A 14,718-nucleotide genomic window follows, 5' to 3' on the forward strand; every position below is an offset into this window, starting at 1 on the left:
GGTCAATCAGGTAGGCAACCGCATCGTGAATGGATTGTTGGGTGATGTGATGGTAGTCATCCAGCACCAACACGATCTCTTTGCTGCGGGTTTGGGAGAGATCATTAATGAGCGCGGCTGCCAATTCGCGGGGGTTGGGCGAGAGTGTTTCGAGCAATGTTTCGAGGGATGGGACACAATCGGGCTGAACGGTTCGCAACGCTGCGGCGATATACCCAAAGAATCGGGCGGTATCATCATCATCCTCATCGAGTGAGTACCAGGCAACCTGCTCAGCCGGGGCTGTCTTCATCCATTCCGCCAGCAAGGTGCTTTTTCCAAAGCCGGGTGGTGCGCTGACAATGGTGACTTTGCCATGAATGCCGGCCTGCAAACGATCCAGCAAAGCTGAACGTTGCACGAGTTTACTCACCAGCGGTGGGTACAGTTTGGTGGCGAGGATTTTGAGAACCATTTTCAAAAAAGTATATCAAAAAATGCTGGGCGGAAATTTCTTTTTTTTTGGGATAATTTCTACCATCGAATCATCCTGTCATTTTAACCACAACGAGACAAACCAGTGACCACAGGTAAATGGCCGCGCTTGCTTGCACTTAGCTGTTCTTTAGAATTTGTTTGAATGGCTTAACCCAAACAAATTTTATTCAAAAATCAGGAAACATCTTTCTTTTTTCAGGCATCCACCGGATCTCGTCTCTGGAAATTGGTGTTTTGGCACCCAGACTGGTGGCGGAAATGATCGGATTGGTACGAACAAGAGTGGATAATTGTGGGGTGTGGAAGTTTGCTTCTACAAAAACCCTTCACTCCTGTTCGGTGGGGTTGGGATGGTTTGTCTCTTTGGGGTAACGGGGTAATATCGTGTTCAGGATGACATCCAGGATGGCTCTTGTCTCGTGGGTGTTCAAGGGACGTGAGAGACCGACCTCCAAAACGTTTGTATCCGGCGAAAGGGTGGCCTCCGGTTTTTCGTCCGCCGAAATAATGACGACCGGCAGATTTGCAAAAGCCGGGTTTTGTCGCAGCGTTCTCAGCCAGTTCCACCCATGAATATCCGGTAATTCAAGATCAAGCAATATTGCATCAATAGGTTGCTCTTTTAAAAGGGTAAAGGCTTCTTCGCCACTTAGGGCGCTGAACAGGCGATAGGATGGCTCGGGGTTATTTAATTGAACCGAATGGATGGCTTTGGTGATGAATTGCACCATCGCCGGATCGTCATCCACAACCAGAATGGATTGGACTTGACTGCCTAAGGCCGAGATGGTCTCTGTGAGCGCATGACGAGAGATCGGTTTGAGGAGGTAAGAATGGATTGAACCGATTTGCGAATCGATGTCGGGAAGATGAATGCGGATGACAGGCAATTCATACGGTAGGTCTTTGATGAATCCTGTTCCTGCCAGCGTGGAAACCAGAATAGCCCGCGGATAAAATTTTTCTACATATTCAACCAGTAAATCAAAATCCGATACGGCCTGAATGATATACTCATCCAGAATCTGGCGCATGGCCTGTTCTTGCCGTTGGTCAGGGGTCACAAATAGTAAAAATTTATTCTCTTCCATGGAGCGATAACTCTCCGTGGGGAGGATGACCGGCTGAATGGGTGGCATGGTGAGCGGGATCGTGAAGTAAAACCGGCTGCCTTCTCCCAACCGGCTCTCGACCCCCATTTTCCCCCCATGCAATTCTACAAACCGTTTGCTGATATATAAGCCTATTCCAGTACCTGACCGCCTGCGCCAGTTCTCTTCGCCAACCTGCCGGAACTCGTTGAAAATTTTGGGCAGGTCTTCTGCCGAAATTCCCACGCCGGTGTCAATGACATTGATCCGTAGCGAATCCTCTAATTTTTCCACCCGCAGTGTAACGCCACCCTGGTCGGTGAAGCGCAGAGCGTTATTGATCAAATTGATCAGCACCTGTCGGATGCGGGTGATATCTACAAATACAGCCGGCAGATCGGAGGGTATCTCAATCTTGATCCGCAGCCCTTTTTCTTTGAATGCGCTGGCTACCATTTCATGCACATCGGCAATGATTTGTTCTAACCGGGCTTTTTCCCGAAAAAGGGTCATCTGTTGGGCATCAATTTTGCCCATTTCGAGAATATCGTTGATCAGACCCAACAGATGTTTGCTGGAATTATAGATTTCGCGAACATCGTCATATAAACCGGGCGGCCACAGTTCCAGAGGAGCATAAGTTTTTGGGGCGTTGACCATCAAGTCACTGAAACCGATAATGAAACTTAAGGGCGTGCGCAATTCATGGCTGACCGCCATGACAAAGTGGTTGCGTGTTTCACGCGCCTCCTCTGCCTGTGCCCTGGCGAAAGAAAGCATTTCGTTGAGGCGTTCTAATTGATAATTGGCATTGTTCAAGTCCTTTACCAAGCGGCTCAGTTGGGCGCGGTGTTCCCGCGTCTCTTCAAGTAGCCGGCGTGCTTCGCCGTAGTGGTAGTAGGCTGAATCAAACGCCTCGACAAGGTTGCTGGAAAGCGACCAGCCAAACAGGCTGATGAAAATTCCTCCCAGAATCAATGCCAGTTCGTAGCCGGCCGGGATGGGCAGAAAGCGGGGCATGACCAGCACCAGCAACACCAGCCATAAATCCACAGCTGCCATTCCACCAATTCCCAGGGTGACAACTGCGTTAAGGGGCAACAGCATGAGGAGGAAAAGAATCGCTGGCTGGCGGTATAAATAGAAAGCCAGTAAAAACGCAGCGCTCAGGCCAATAAACCAGATCACCTGAGAGAGCAGAAAATGGCGATCCACCAGAGAAAGACTTAACCAGACCAGCCCCAGCATGAACACAGATATAATCCAGAGGCTGGGATTGAAGATTTGGGGAAAGCCTAGGGTGGCAATCATGTGCCAGCATAAATACAAACCGCCTACGGTATAAATCAACTTTCGGGTTGTAGTCTTTGTCAGTTCCGGAAAGTCGGAATCCTCTTTGGAGATGTGCTGGAACAAGAGCATATCCCAAACCTATTCGAGGAAGTTAAGTTGGTAGAGTACATCCAGCAGTGTTCGTTGCAGGAGTGGCTTTTTGAGAAATGCTGCCGCCCCCAAAGAGTAGGCTAATTCCGGCTCATCCCAGGCAGAACAGACCAGGACGGGGATTTTTCGTGTGGACGGATTGGACTGTAAAGATTGGAGTACTTCCCAACCGTCCAATCGGGGCATCATCACATCCAGGATGATTAAATCCGGCTGGAGGTGAGAGGCAACCTGTAGAGTTTGTTCGGGATCGTTGAGACCGATGACTTGAAGGCCGGTGTGACTGAGGTAGCGCTCAAACATTTTCAGTGCAACTGCCTGATCATCTACCACCAGAATTGTGCGATGTTTAGCGGAAGGAAAGATCAGACTCAATGAAACTTGCCCTTTCCATCCGGGAGGTGGGTATTGTTCTTCGATGCTGACATACATCCGTTCTCCCCAAGTGCGGATGTAACTCAGCAGATGCCTGCTTTCCTCTCGAACCGATTCCCAATTTTCGTCGGTTTCAAACTTGATCTGGATACTGGTCAGTCTGGGGTCTCTTTCTATCCCGATTTCGATGCGGTCTGCACTACACATTTGCAGCCCATAGTTGATCAAACTCAAAACCATTTGACGAAGCAGTACCCGATCGGCTGAAACGGGAAGGGGGTAGGGGGGGATGTGGAGATGAAGGAGAATTTGCTCACTTTGCAAACGCTGGGAAAGGATTGCTTCCAGGCTCCGCAGCACTTCGGCCAAATCAAGCCTCTCGAAGTGCAACACAAATTCGTTTTCTGCAGTCGGTTGCTCGGCTGTTTTCTGGTCGGCTTTCGGTACAAAATAACGCTCCCAAATTCTACTGCTCAATGCTTGCAATGCGCGGCTGTGATCGCGCCGGAATTGACGGTCGCCGATGTACAAAGAGTTGGCAATCTCGCGTGGCGTTTCCCCCAAAACATACCGTTTATAGAGAATCAGATAAGGTCGCCAAACGGCTGATTCAAATTGGGGATCCTTACCGGGCGGTCGGAGTTGTTCAATTTCCTGCAGGATGAGCTGCTGGATTGCTCTGGCGCGGGGGGTAGAGGAATCGGAATCGGCTGCAGGAAAATACTGAGACAGAGGATGGGTCTCCATGATGGTCGGATCGTTAAGGTGAGAAATTAAATCCTTGAAAAGGGCAGCAAACTTTTCGCGGTTCATGACCATTGAATGTCCGACTCAAGTCCGAAAAATAATTGTCTTTTACAACTGAATGATTTAAATTGAAGTGTAACACCTGTAATTGCGGGTGGCAAGGAGGTGTTTGAAAAAAAAAGAATACCAACCTGAAGTTTATGTTTCCCAACCTGTTTCTACCGCCATTTCGTATTCACACAAGAAGGAGGAAGTAAATGAAAAAGTTCGTCCTAACCCTGATGGGCTTGTTTGTAATTCTCTCGGTTGTGTTGTCTGCGTGCGCAAGTACGCCAACGGCAGCTCCGACTCAACCACCCAGCGGTGAGCAGCCTGCTCAGCCGACCACTCCCCCCGCTCAACCAGCCTCCAAACAGCAGGTAGAAGTCTTCTCCTGGTGGACGGGCGGAGGCGAAGCCGCCGGTCTGGAGGCGATGATCAAGGTCTTCAAGGCTCGTTACCCTGACATAGAATTCATCAATGCTGCGGTTGCCGGTGGAGCCGGCACCAACGCTCGCGCCGTGTTAGCCTCTCGTTTGCAAGCCGGCGATCCGCCGGATTCCTGGCAGGGACATGCCGGACAGGAATTGATCGGCACTTACGTAGCCGGTAACCAAATCCTGCCGTTGAATGACCTTTATGAGGCCGAGGGCTGGTTGAAAGTTATGCCGGAAATGCTGATCCCGCTCATCTCGGATAACGGAAATATCTACTCCGTGCCGGTCAACATTCACCGCGCAAATGTGTTGTGGTACAACCCGAAAATCCTGAAGGATAACAACATCGCCGTCCCGACCACCATTGATGAGTGGTTTGCCGCTATGGATCAACTTAAAGCTGCTGGCGTAACGCCGCTGGCATTGGGTGAACAATGGACCAAGATGCACCTGCTTGAAACAGTCCTGCTCGGCACGCTGGGTGTGGAGGGCTACAACGGTTTATGGACCGGTGAGATGGATTGGGGCAGCCCGGAGGTCAAGGTTGCGCTGGAAAATTTTGCCAAACTCTTGACCTACGCAAACAGTGATTCGGCCTCCCTCTCGTGGCAGGATGCTTCTCAGCTGGTGGTTAATGGCGATGCGGCCTTCAATGTGATGGGTGACTGGGCGGAAGGTTACTTCCGCGAACTTGGCAAGACCCCCCAGGTGGATTATGGCTGGGCGCCAACACCCGGCACGGTTGGGGTGTTCCAGTTCCTGTCCGACTCGTTTGTTCTGGCTGCAAACGCTCCGCACCCGGATAGCGCGATTGCCTGGCTGAAGGTTGCCGGTTCGAAGGAGGGCCAGGAAGCCTTCAACCCGGTTAAGGGTTCCATTTGCGCACGTACCGACTGCGATAAAAGCCTCTTCGGTGAGTATCTCCAATCGGCGATGAATGACTGGGCCTCCAATGCGGTGGTTGGTTCCCTCACCCACGGCGTGGTTGCTAATGACTCTTGGAAATCCGAAATTGATACTGCCCTTGGGCTGTTCGTTCAGGGCGGGGATGTAAATGGTTTCCAATCTGCCCTTGTGGCTGCGTGCAAGAGTTCCGGCCCCTGCAAGTAGATGAATTAAAATAAAGCGGTGAGGGCTGCTTCTGGTTGGGCAACCCTCACCGCTCCTTATAACCAATCACAGGTCCTGCTCATGCAAAAATTGATTAAGGACAAAGACCGTATTCTCTCCTTCTTGCTCGCTTCACCTTCAATTATCGCGGTGTTGATTTTCATTTATGCGTTTATTGGCTGGACGGTGCGGGTTTCCCTCAGTAAGTGGAAAGGTCTCAATCCCGATTACACGTGGAATGGCTTGACAAATTATATCAACCTCTTTTCGGATCCGCGCTTTGCCGTGGACATCCGCAATACGGTGATTTTTACGGTTGTCTTTGTGGGGGGAACCATCCTGTTGGGATTCTTTCTGGCAGTACTTCTGGATCAGGGCCTGAGGGGCGAGAGCTTCTTTCGCAGTCTGTTTCTTTTTCCCATGGCAATTTCTTATATTGTGACCGGGGTTGTCTGGCGATGGTTGATGAACCCGGCGACCGGCAGCCGCACCAGCGGTTTTAACCTGTTATTTTCTTATCTTCACCTGGATTTTTTGCAAAACTCCTGGCATACCACCCCCACCTGGGGTATTGCTGCGGTAGCCCTTGCAGCGATCTGGCAAATGTCGGGGTACACCATGGCACTGTATCTGGCCGGTTTGCGCGCTATCCCGCATGAATTGAGCGAAGCGGCTCAGATTGACGGCGCCAACAAGTTACAAATCTATCGTTTTGTCATTATCCCGCTGCTTACCCCGATCACCCTGAGTGCGCTAATCATCTTGGGGCATATGTCTCTCAAGGTTTTTGACCTGATCATTGCTATCGCCGGCAAACAATTACCACTGGATGTGCCGGCAATTTACATGTGGCAGACCACTTTTGATGGTCTCTTTTATGGACGCGGGGCGGCCATCAGTATTTTGTTGCTGATCAGCGTGGCTGTTCTGATTATTCCTTACATTATCTACACGTTGAAGTCGGAGTCGTTCAAATGAGAACATGGCGCTTCAGCAAGAATTATTTATATATCCCCCTGCTTTTCATGACCATTTTCTATCTGATTCCGCTGTACGTCATGCTGGTAACGAGTTTCAAGAGTTTTGCCGAAATTGACCTGCGAACGATGTGGAATCTGCCTAACGGAATCCACTTTGACAACTTTATTGAAGCCTATTCGAAACTCTCACCATCTCTCTGGAATAGTTTTTCGATGGTCATCCCGGCTACGGTGCTGTCTTCGGTACTGGGTTCGCTCAACGGTTACATTTTCTCAAAGTGGAAGTTCAAGGGCGCCGATTTGATTTTCCCGTTTATCCTTTTTGGGATGTTCATCCCATATCAGAGCATTCTGATCCCGCTGGTACAGTTTATGAACGCGGTTGGATTGAAGGGCTTACTGGGTTTGACCTTGACCCACATCATCTATGGCATTCCCATTACCACGCTCACTTTTCGCAATTATTATGCCAGCCTGCCGCAGGAATTGATTGAGGCAGCAAAGATTGACGGCGCGGATATGATGAAGATTTATCGCTATATTTTGCTCCCCATCTCCATTCCCAGTTTTGTGGTTGTTCTCATCTGGCAGTTCACCTCGGCCTGGAATGACTTTTTGTTTGCGGTAGTCTTGACCGGCAATCGGGATTGGCCGATCACGGTTGCGTTGAACAACATGGCTGGCAGCCAGATCATCGCCTGGAATGTACAGATGGCGGGGGCACTGCTGACGGCGCTTCCGCCTCTGCTGGTCTATGTTCTGGCCGGCCGCTACTTCCTGCGCGGTCTGCTGGCCGGTTCGCTGAAAGGATAGTCAGCGGCCGGGTTTGGAAAAAAGCATCCCGGAAGCCACCCAGCGCCCCCCTTGTATTCAGGGAGGACAAGATCAATTCAATCGTTTGCGGATTTCGGCGCTGAGGAAGTCCATTGCCCAGACGACAATGACAATCGCCCAAATGGCTGTCCCGGCCTGATTCCACTTAAAATCGTTGATGCTCAGGTTCAGGTAATAGCCAATACCCCCGCCGCCCACAAAGCCGATGATGGTCGAAATGCGGACGTTAATATCCCAGTGGTAAATGATGTACGACACGAAATCGGGGATGACCTGTGGTACGACGCCGTAGCGTACGGTATGCAGGGGCGCTGCGCCAACCGATTGCAAAGCCTCAACCGGGCCGGGGTCAATATTTTCGACTGCTTCGGAAAAGAGTTTGCCCAGCGAAGCAATCGTCACCACCGTCAGCGCCAGAAAGCCGGGAAACGGCCCGAAACTCAGCCAGAAACCAAAGATGGTTGCCATGACCAGCGGGTCGTAGGAGCGCATCAGGTTGAAGAAAGAGCGGAAAAGATAGTAAACCCCGCTGCCCAAACAGCCTTTGCGGGTGATGTTTCCGGCTGCCAGAAAGCTGAGCGGCGCGGCGATGATGGTTGCAAAGGTCGTGGAGAGCAGCGCCATGAAGATGGTGACGAACATGTTGTCCAGCACGTCTTTCAGGGTCTGGCTGGGTTTCAACCTGCCCACCGGCGTGAGGGTGTCCACTTCCAACCGGCTGGGGATGCCGTCCACGGCGGCCTGAATGGGGCGGGCCTGTACTTCCTGGCTGAAATAGCCCTTTGAATCGGTTTGCGTGCGAATGGCGGTCATGGTGCGGTCATCCGGCAAGCGCCAGCGAATGACCACTTCGGAGCTGGGCTGAAGGTCAAAGCCCTCCAGGGTAAATTTTTCGAGTGGGGCGGCGCACTTCACGCTGGTTACCAGACGCGGCCCTTCGGACGGGAATGCCTCTTCTTCCGGCGCAGCGCCGCATGGAATGGGGAAGGCGATCGAAACCGTGCGCGTTTCCACATCGCGCGTGAACAGCTCGGGAGTCAGAAAGGCGGTCAGCAGCTGGCGTCCTTTGGGCAGGTCGCGGAACAGACGGGGAAAATCCGCTTCGGTGACGCGGTAAGAGATGACGAATGCGGCAATCACCAGTGCGGTGATGAAGGTATTGCGAACCAGGCGCGTCAGGGGCATGTTACACCAGCCTTTCGCGCACTTTGGCGCTGACGTAGTCCAGCGCGATGACAATGACCGCGATGGCAATAAAAACCGCACTCACTCCGCGCATGTTGTTGACGCGAATCAGTTCGATGAGCAAAAAGCCAATGCCGCCGCCGCCTACCAGGCCGATGACGGTAGCCGAACGCACATTGATATCCCAACGGTAGATGGTAAAAGCGGTGAAGGGGGGGATGATTTGCGGGATGACGGCGTAGCGCACGACCTGCAGCCAGTTTGCCCCGGTTGCGCGCACCGCTTCGATTGGACCGGGCTCTATCCCTTCGATGACCTCTGAGTACAGTTTGCCCAGTGCTGCGATCGAGTGCAACGCCAGCGCCAGCATACCTGCAAACGGCCCTAAACCGACAATGACCACGAAAACGATGGCAATGATCAGCGATTCAATGGAACGCAGGATGTTAAGCAGGGTGCGGACAACCAGATAAATGGCATAGGTGACCGGATTGCCGCTCATCAGGTTGCGCGCTGCCAGGAAGGAAACCGGCACGGCAAACAAAACCGCCAGACCGGTTGCCAGAAACGCCATCGAAACGGTTGCCAGCGCGCCTTTCAGCACCTCGTTGCCGATGAAGGAAAGTTCGAAGCCGCCAAGCGGGCGGTACTGCTCGAAATAGACGCGGTGAAACTGCGGGAGGGTGGGGTCGGGCGCCGCTACAAGGGCGGTAGTGGGAACGCCAATGGTCGTGGTCACGGAGCCGTTTTCATCGGAGGTCAGCTTGAGCATGGTAATTTCGCCTTCGCCCAGCATGAGCATGTTGCCGATCGGGTTTTGCCAGTACACCTGGGTTTCGGCGTTCGGCCACATTCCGGTCACACTGACGATGAGTGTTTCGCCCACTCTACCGCAATCGGGAATGACCATGGCCGTCCGTCCGGCATCTTCGCGGCGGGCAGCCGGCGGCTGGCTGGAGCAGGGGACTTCCACCGCTACCCACATCTGATTCACTTCACGGCGCGGCTGGATGAAATCGGGGCGTGTCATTGGCCGCAGAATGGCAATCGCACGATCCAGGTTGGCGCGGCTGAAGTCAATTTCCACCACCTGCCAGCCAATTGAATAAGCGGCGGCCAGGCCAAAGAAAAGCGGCAGCAAAACCGAACGTCCCCGTCCACCTGCCAGGCTGACGGCATCCCAAATGTTCCACAGCCAGATGAGAATGGGAGAAAGATACCAGAGCGGTTGACCATACCAGACTGTGGTTGCCAGCATCGCCAGAAAACCGACCAGGATACCCACGCCGCGCGCAGTTGCGCCGAGCAGGATCTGCCCCAGGCCGGGTATCACGATCGAAACGAGAGCAATTTTCGCATCTCTCGACATATCCCGCCCCTCACAGTGAAGCAGCGCGGACTTCCTGCGCTTCTTCGCCGTAGATTTCTTTGAATTTAACGCGGTCAATCTCTTCGGCGGATCCCTCAAAGACTTTCATGCCGTCTTTGAGCGCCACCACACGCGTGGCGTAGCGGTGAACGAGGTCCAAAAAGTGCAGCGAGCAGATGACGGTAATTCCCTCTTTGTTGAGCTGCTCCAGATATTGTAAGATGGAGTGTGAAAGGACCGGGTCGAGGCTGGCAACCGGCTCATCCGCCAGAATCAGTTTGGGTTCCTGCATCAGCGCGCGGGCAATACCCACCCGCTGCTGCTGGCCGCCGGAGAGGGAATCGGCGCGGTTGTGGGCTTTTTCCGCGATTCCGACCCGTGCCAGGGCTTGCAGAGCGCGGTCTTTTTCTTCCTGCGGCCAGATTCCGATCAGGCTGGCCCAGGGATTGACATATCCCAATCTCCCGGCGAGCACATTCGTCAATACGCTGGAGCGTTTGACCAGGTTGAATTGCTGAAAGACCATGCCAATTTTTCGGCGGATGTGGCGCAATTCGGTGGGCGAAGCCGTGGTGATGTCCACCCCGTCCCAAATGATTTTGCCTTCGGTCGGTTCAATCAGGCGGTTGATGCAGCGTAACAGGGTGGATTTGCCCGAACCGGACAGCCCAATCACAACCAGAAATTCACCGTCGGCGACATCGAAGGAAACATTTTTAAGCGCCTGAGTGCCGTTCGGGTAAGTTTTGGAGAGGTTCTGGATTTTCAACATGGCAACCTCGTAACCCCGTAACCCCTCCAGCCAGCCTCATGATGGGTAAGGGGGGATGGGTGACGGGCAAAAAATAGGGAGGACAATTCGTCCTCCCTATGGGTTTTTCGGAATGGTTTACTTGAAAAGGGTGGTTGGGTCAATGCCGGAGGCTTCGAGATAGACGCGGTATTCATCGTAGAAGGTATCGTCCACCTCTTTCAACCCCTGAATGCTGTAACCGCCGTTCTTGAGCAGGGTCAAACCTTCTTCCGTCGCGGCCAGATCCAGCAATGCCTTGGTCAGTTTCTCGCGCAGATCAGCCGGGACGTTGCTGGCGAAGGAAACATTGTCGTTCGGGATGAACGGCTCGGAGACCCAGATGATGACCACTTTGTCGTTGACATCCGGGAAGTCATTGACCACATTCGAACGGGCGTCAATGAAAGTTGCTCCAAAGTCGCAGATTTCGCCCTTCGGGCTGAGGTAGACCGACTTGATGACAGTTGGATGCCCCTGAACGAAAGCGCCGGCTTTGACTTTGATATTGTTTGCTTTGAGCAAGCCAAACGGCAGCACATAACCGGATGAGGAGAGCGGGTCAGTCCAACAGGGTTTTTTATCGGCAAATTGCGCCAGCGCGGTGGCCGCATCCGCAGTCGTTTTACCGGTGGCCACGTCATAGTAGGGAGTGAAGCCGGCGGCGGCATTGGCAACGAACTGGAAGCCGTAGTGGTCTGCGCCGTTGCGGATGGTTGCCAGGGCAACATCGGCATAACCCTTGCCGTGCGCCACAACATACTGGGTGGGGGCCAGCCAGCCGATGTGCGCCTGTCCGGCGCCCATGGCTTCAATCATGGCGGCGTAATTGGTTGGGACAACGGTCTTGAGGGTCAGGCCGGTCATTTCGCTCAACTTGGCAGCAATCGCCTCGCCGCCGGTCTGAAGTTCCTGGGTGGTTGCGGAGGGGGCCAGTGCCATGATAAGCGGATTTTCAGGTGTACCGAGCTGCGGTTCGGGTGTAGGCGGTACTTCAGTCGGGGCCGGGGGCTCGGTGGGTTTAGGGGCTTCGGTGGGTTTGGCGGCCTCGGTTGGTTTTGGAGCTTCCGTGGGGGGCACGGGCGTAGCAGCCGGGCTGCAAGCAGCCAATACCAGAGAAGCCGTAACCAGCAAAGCAAATAGAATAGATATTGGGCGTTTCATTTTTTTTCTCTTCTCCTTGGGGTGGATTTTCCTGTGAGGTACAGGATGACATCAGGATAATACAACTTAATTAACGGTAAGGCAAGGAAATTTTGGTCTAAATTTAATTAAGGTTTGGTTATCGCTTTGTAAAAAATAGGCATTCTCGACACTGCAGAATCACCAACTTTTTTGTAATTGTGCTGTGCGATCTAATTGCTTACCGCCGAGGTCATTCAAAACCGTATTTTGGCCTGGGCAATTCTCTGTGGTTGCCCGATTAAACCGAACTGACGTGATTTAGCCACATCTTCACCCATTCCGCATCTATCCGTGCCAGCCGCGCTTTCTTTAAGTTCTCCCGCATGACCCATTGGATATCTTTGTCTGTTGTAGCCAACCACTTCTCCATTAGCATTTTACCTTCATTGGGTAGAGCGACAACCGCTACACTCCAACAATACCCAAGCCCTTTTCGTAATATCAAGAAGTCTTCACTTCGGCGATTCTGAACTCGTTCAAAGGTAGCCGTGATTTCGTCCAGAATTCTCAACACTTCCTTAGCGTGTTTTGGTTTAACAAGCAACCGCGGTTCACAGAGCGCGGCCGCCGCAGCCCGTTGTTCTAGCGGTATTCCTTTACTCCACTTTTGCACTGCAGTTATCAACTGATCCATGCTTACGTCGCCGAACCGTTGGAGGGCCATGGCGACTGCCTCACGAATCCGCCACCGTGGATCAGAGGCGTGAACTCGTAAAGTTTCGAGCAATGCGGTGTTGCCTTGAGCGAGTAATCGCCCCAGACCCACAACTCCACAAAAGGCAAGAAATTCGTAGGGTGAGTTTACCGGTGCTTGATCGGCTATGTAGGCGATGTATCGCCGAAATAGTTCCAGACTACCTTCGTCTGCGACAACCTGCGCAAGTTCAAGGTTCCCGCGGGGTCCGGGAAGCTTTGATTCTTTCAGCAAATATGGATCCCAGTCATCAAGTGTTTGCAGTATTTTTCGGTATTCATCCATTTTTAACATGGTTGGCTCTGATAATTTCCTCAAATCCCATTTTGATCATGTACCCCTGACAAGACTTTTGAAACAGCACTTCCTTTAAGTCGAAATGGTGTTCACGGTTGCCCGCTAAAATCGGTTTCGGAGGGGATAATCTTCCCTCTCATCAGCCTATTATAAAGCCTTGAAGATATGAATTTTGCCGATGTTATGTGCCATCGCAAACACACTCCTATTTTTCGAGGGTTTCCACGGCTTGCGTTAGCCGCTGGTGGGTGGGCGTGGATTCGGCTGCGGAACAGGACAAAGCCCAAAGCTAGAAAATGCCTGAAAATACCACACGCCGCCGAAGGTAGCAGTCCCAAACGTCATGTGCACACGGTGTTGGGAAGGATCTTCTCATACGAGTCCCTGCACTGCCCACGCTCTTGCCGATAGTGTGATTGAACCATCGACGGAGAAAATTAACCGCGTTCGCAACACTTCTCTGATTCGATCACGTTTTTCAATTTCCAAAGAGGCAAGGTATGTGGGTGCAGCCCCTTGCTTACCCAGAAATGGACTCCAATAGTCATCAAAATCTTTGAAAATGGTCTCTATCTCGATGGCATGAACTTCAGGTGATCTTAGCCCTGCATCTCGGAAGAGCGAGATGAGTGGTTCAGGTTGGCAGATTGGAAAGCGTTCTGCCTGGTCAAGTCTTGCATCATCAGGAGTGACTTCGATTGCTGCATCCCAAAACTGTCGCATCATCTGCATACCGCCAGCATAATCCCAAACATATGCCGCAACTTTTCCTTTTGATTGAGTCACGCGTACCATCTCTTGAACCATTGCACGGGCATCTGACACGAAATTAAGGACCAGACCAGCTACAGTCACATTGAAAGATGAACTCACCCATGGTAGCGCAGTAGCATTTGCCAGCCCAAATCGGACACGTTGATCTGTGATAGTGTGTTTAGCCGCAAAAATAAAACCTTCGGATTGGTCAATAGCGAAAATACTTGCTGGTTCGCTCAAGATGAGAATACTTTCAATGAGCGCGCCTGTTCCACAACCAACATCACCCCATATCTGACCAGAGGGTAAATCAAGCCAGGTTAGGAATTGAGATGCGACGATTCGGCTCCAGCGACCGACATAGCGTTCATATGGGTTACCTGTGCCCCACGTTTCCATCTGATTTTTCGTTTTGGCCTACTCCTCAAAGTACTACGCGCGAACGTGAGCGATTATCCGGGTTGTTCCATTCTTTACGAGGATATCGGTAAAGCGGTGGGTGATCAGTGGATGCAATCCTCCTGAATATGTCCTCCAAACATGACATGGCAACCCAACAACGCCTTGGCAATTACCTGCAGGCGAAGCCCGTCAGATGCATTGCCTGGTTATATGGTCGACTCCGCCTGCCACAGGCCAGGATATCTTGTCACAAACCCCACAGGGTTTACCTCCAGCATTCTCATGAAAGTGCCGCCTGCCGACTCGTACCGGTACGCCCTTTCTCCTTCGCGCCGATACACCTGTGGAAGGACCTCGAACACCAGGGAGGGGAAAGGGAGCCACGCGGCATTGACCTCCGCCTCTGCCCCAACGGCGAGCGACAAACGTCGAATGGGTAGAAGGTTTGTGGATGGACTGAATCCCAGATCGAAATCAATGCATCCGGCGACTGTGGGACACTCTGCT

13 protein-coding genes are annotated in these 14,718 nt (G+C 52.3%); 3 read left to right on the top strand and 10 right to left on the bottom strand.

All coding sequences use genetic code 11. From position 1 onward, the window contains the following. From VAE48_RS00315 to VAE48_RS00325, 3 genes are all read right to left on the bottom strand, one after another. Positions 1-400, bottom strand: a 400-nt coding sequence (locus VAE48_RS00315; RefSeq protein WP_322791314.1) for an AAA family ATPase, incomplete at its 3' end; no start/stop codon positions are given. 403 nt (positions 401-803) lie between these two features. Continuing rightward, positions 804-2,990 carry an ATP-binding protein gene (locus tag VAE48_RS00320; RefSeq protein ID WP_322791315.1) on the bottom strand — a complete coding sequence of 729 codons (2,187 nt, stop codon included), beginning with the start codon at positions 2,988-2,990 and terminating at the stop codon, positions 804-806. A 9-nt stretch (positions 2,991-2,999) separates the two neighbouring features. Beyond that, positions 3,000-4,205, bottom strand: a complete 1,206-nt coding sequence (locus VAE48_RS00325; RefSeq protein ID WP_322791316.1) for a response regulator — start codon at positions 4,203-4,205, stop codon at positions 3,000-3,002. 185 nt (positions 4,206-4,390) lie between these two features. Between VAE48_RS00325 and VAE48_RS00330 the strand changes: the two genes are divergently transcribed. The 3 genes from VAE48_RS00330 to VAE48_RS00340 all read left to right on the top strand — a co-directional run bounded on the left by VAE48_RS00330 (position 4,391) and on the right by VAE48_RS00340 (position 7,512). Continuing rightward, positions 4,391-5,719, top strand: coding sequence for an ABC transporter substrate-binding protein (locus tag VAE48_RS00330; RefSeq protein ID WP_322791317.1), 1,329 nt, complete (start codon positions 4,391-4,393; stop codon positions 5,717-5,719). Positions 5,720-5,800: 81 nt separating this feature from the next. Beyond that, positions 5,801-6,697, top strand: coding sequence for a sugar ABC transporter permease (locus VAE48_RS00335; protein ID WP_322791318.1), 897 nt, complete (start codon positions 5,801-5,803; stop codon positions 6,695-6,697). Next, the gene (locus tag VAE48_RS00340) at positions 6,694-7,512 is read left to right on the top strand and encodes a carbohydrate ABC transporter permease (RefSeq protein ID WP_322791319.1); all 819 of its coding nucleotides are present in this window, start codon (positions 6,694-6,696) and stop codon (positions 7,510-7,512) included. Before VAE48_RS00335 ends, VAE48_RS00340 begins: the two co-directional genes overlap by 4 nt. 72 nt (positions 7,513-7,584) lie before the next feature. Here the strand turns inward: VAE48_RS00340 and phnE (VAE48_RS00345) are convergent, their stop codons facing one another. From phnE (VAE48_RS00345) to VAE48_RS00375, 7 genes are all read right to left on the bottom strand, one after another. Beyond that, positions 7,585-8,718 carry a phosphonate ABC transporter, permease protein PhnE gene (gene phnE, locus VAE48_RS00345; RefSeq protein ID WP_322791320.1) on the bottom strand — a complete coding sequence of 378 codons (1,134 nt, stop codon included), beginning with the start codon at positions 8,716-8,718 and terminating at the stop codon, positions 7,585-7,587. A 1-nt stretch (position 8,719) separates the two neighbouring features. Next, positions 8,720-10,087 (bottom strand): phosphonate ABC transporter, permease protein PhnE, encoded by a 1,368-nt coding sequence (gene phnE / locus VAE48_RS00350; protein WP_322791321.1) that lies wholly within the window; start codon positions 10,085-10,087, stop codon positions 8,720-8,722. Between the two features lie 10 nt (positions 10,088-10,097). Continuing rightward, complete coding sequence (gene phnC, locus VAE48_RS00355; RefSeq protein ID WP_322791322.1) at positions 10,098-10,859, bottom strand: phosphonate ABC transporter ATP-binding protein; 762 nt, start codon at positions 10,857-10,859, stop codon at positions 10,098-10,100. A gap of 117 nt (positions 10,860-10,976) precedes the next feature. After that, positions 10,977-12,041, bottom strand: coding sequence for a phosphate/phosphite/phosphonate ABC transporter substrate-binding protein (gene phnD / locus VAE48_RS00360; RefSeq protein WP_322791323.1), 1,065 nt, complete (start codon positions 12,039-12,041; stop codon positions 10,977-10,979). A gap of 259 nt (positions 12,042-12,300) precedes the next feature. Further along, positions 12,301-13,050: a hypothetical protein gene (locus VAE48_RS00365; protein WP_322791324.1), complete on the bottom strand. Its 750-nt coding sequence runs from the start codon at positions 13,048-13,050 to the stop codon at positions 12,301-12,303. A gap of 375 nt (positions 13,051-13,425) precedes the next feature. After that, a complete protein-coding gene (locus tag VAE48_RS00370) occupies positions 13,426-14,208 on the bottom strand; it encodes a class I SAM-dependent methyltransferase (protein ID WP_322791325.1) in 783 nt (260 codons plus the stop codon). Between the two features lie 209 nt (positions 14,209-14,417). Then, positions 14,418-14,718 (bottom strand): putative glycolipid-binding domain-containing protein (locus tag VAE48_RS00375; protein ID WP_322791326.1); only part of this gene is annotated, 301 nt, incomplete at its 5' end.

It is taken from the genome of Bellilinea sp., from assembly GCF_034432615.1.
In the GTDB taxonomy this organism is placed as follows: domain Bacteria; phylum Chloroflexota; class Anaerolineae; order Anaerolineales; family Anaerolineaceae; genus Bellilinea.

Coding starts and splice junctions, on each gene's coding strand:
- phnE (WP_322791320.1), bottom strand. CDS start 8,718: ATGCCCCTGACGCGCCTGGTTCGCAATACCTTCATCACCGCACTGGTG.
- VAE48_RS00335 (WP_322791318.1), top strand. CDS start 5,801: ATGCAAAAATTGATTAAGGACAAAGACCGTATTCTCTCCTTCTTGCTC.
- VAE48_RS00330 (WP_322791317.1), top strand. CDS start 4,391: ATGAAAAAGTTCGTCCTAACCCTGATGGGCTTGTTTGTAATTCTCTCG.
- VAE48_RS00320 (WP_322791315.1), bottom strand. CDS start 2,990: ATGCTCTTGTTCCAGCACATCTCCAAAGAGGATTCCGACTTTCCGGAA.
- phnE (WP_322791321.1), bottom strand. CDS start 10,087: ATGTCGAGAGATGCGAAAATTGCTCTCGTTTCGATCGTGATACCCGGC.
- VAE48_RS00340 (WP_322791319.1), top strand. CDS start 6,694: ATGAGAACATGGCGCTTCAGCAAGAATTATTTATATATCCCCCTGCTT.
- VAE48_RS00325 (WP_322791316.1), bottom strand. CDS start 4,205: ATGGTCATGAACCGCGAAAAGTTTGCTGCCCTTTTCAAGGATTTAATT.
- VAE48_RS00365 (WP_322791324.1), bottom strand. CDS start 13,050: ATGTTAAAAATGGATGAATACCGAAAAATACTGCAAACACTTGATGAC.
- phnD (WP_322791323.1), bottom strand. CDS start 12,041: ATGAAACGCCCAATATCTATTCTATTTGCTTTGCTGGTTACGGCTTCT.
- phnC (WP_322791322.1), bottom strand. CDS start 10,859: ATGTTGAAAATCCAGAACCTCTCCAAAACTTACCCGAACGGCACTCAG.
- VAE48_RS00370 (WP_322791325.1), bottom strand. CDS start 14,208: ATGGAAACGTGGGGCACAGGTAACCCATATGAACGCTATGTCGGTCGC.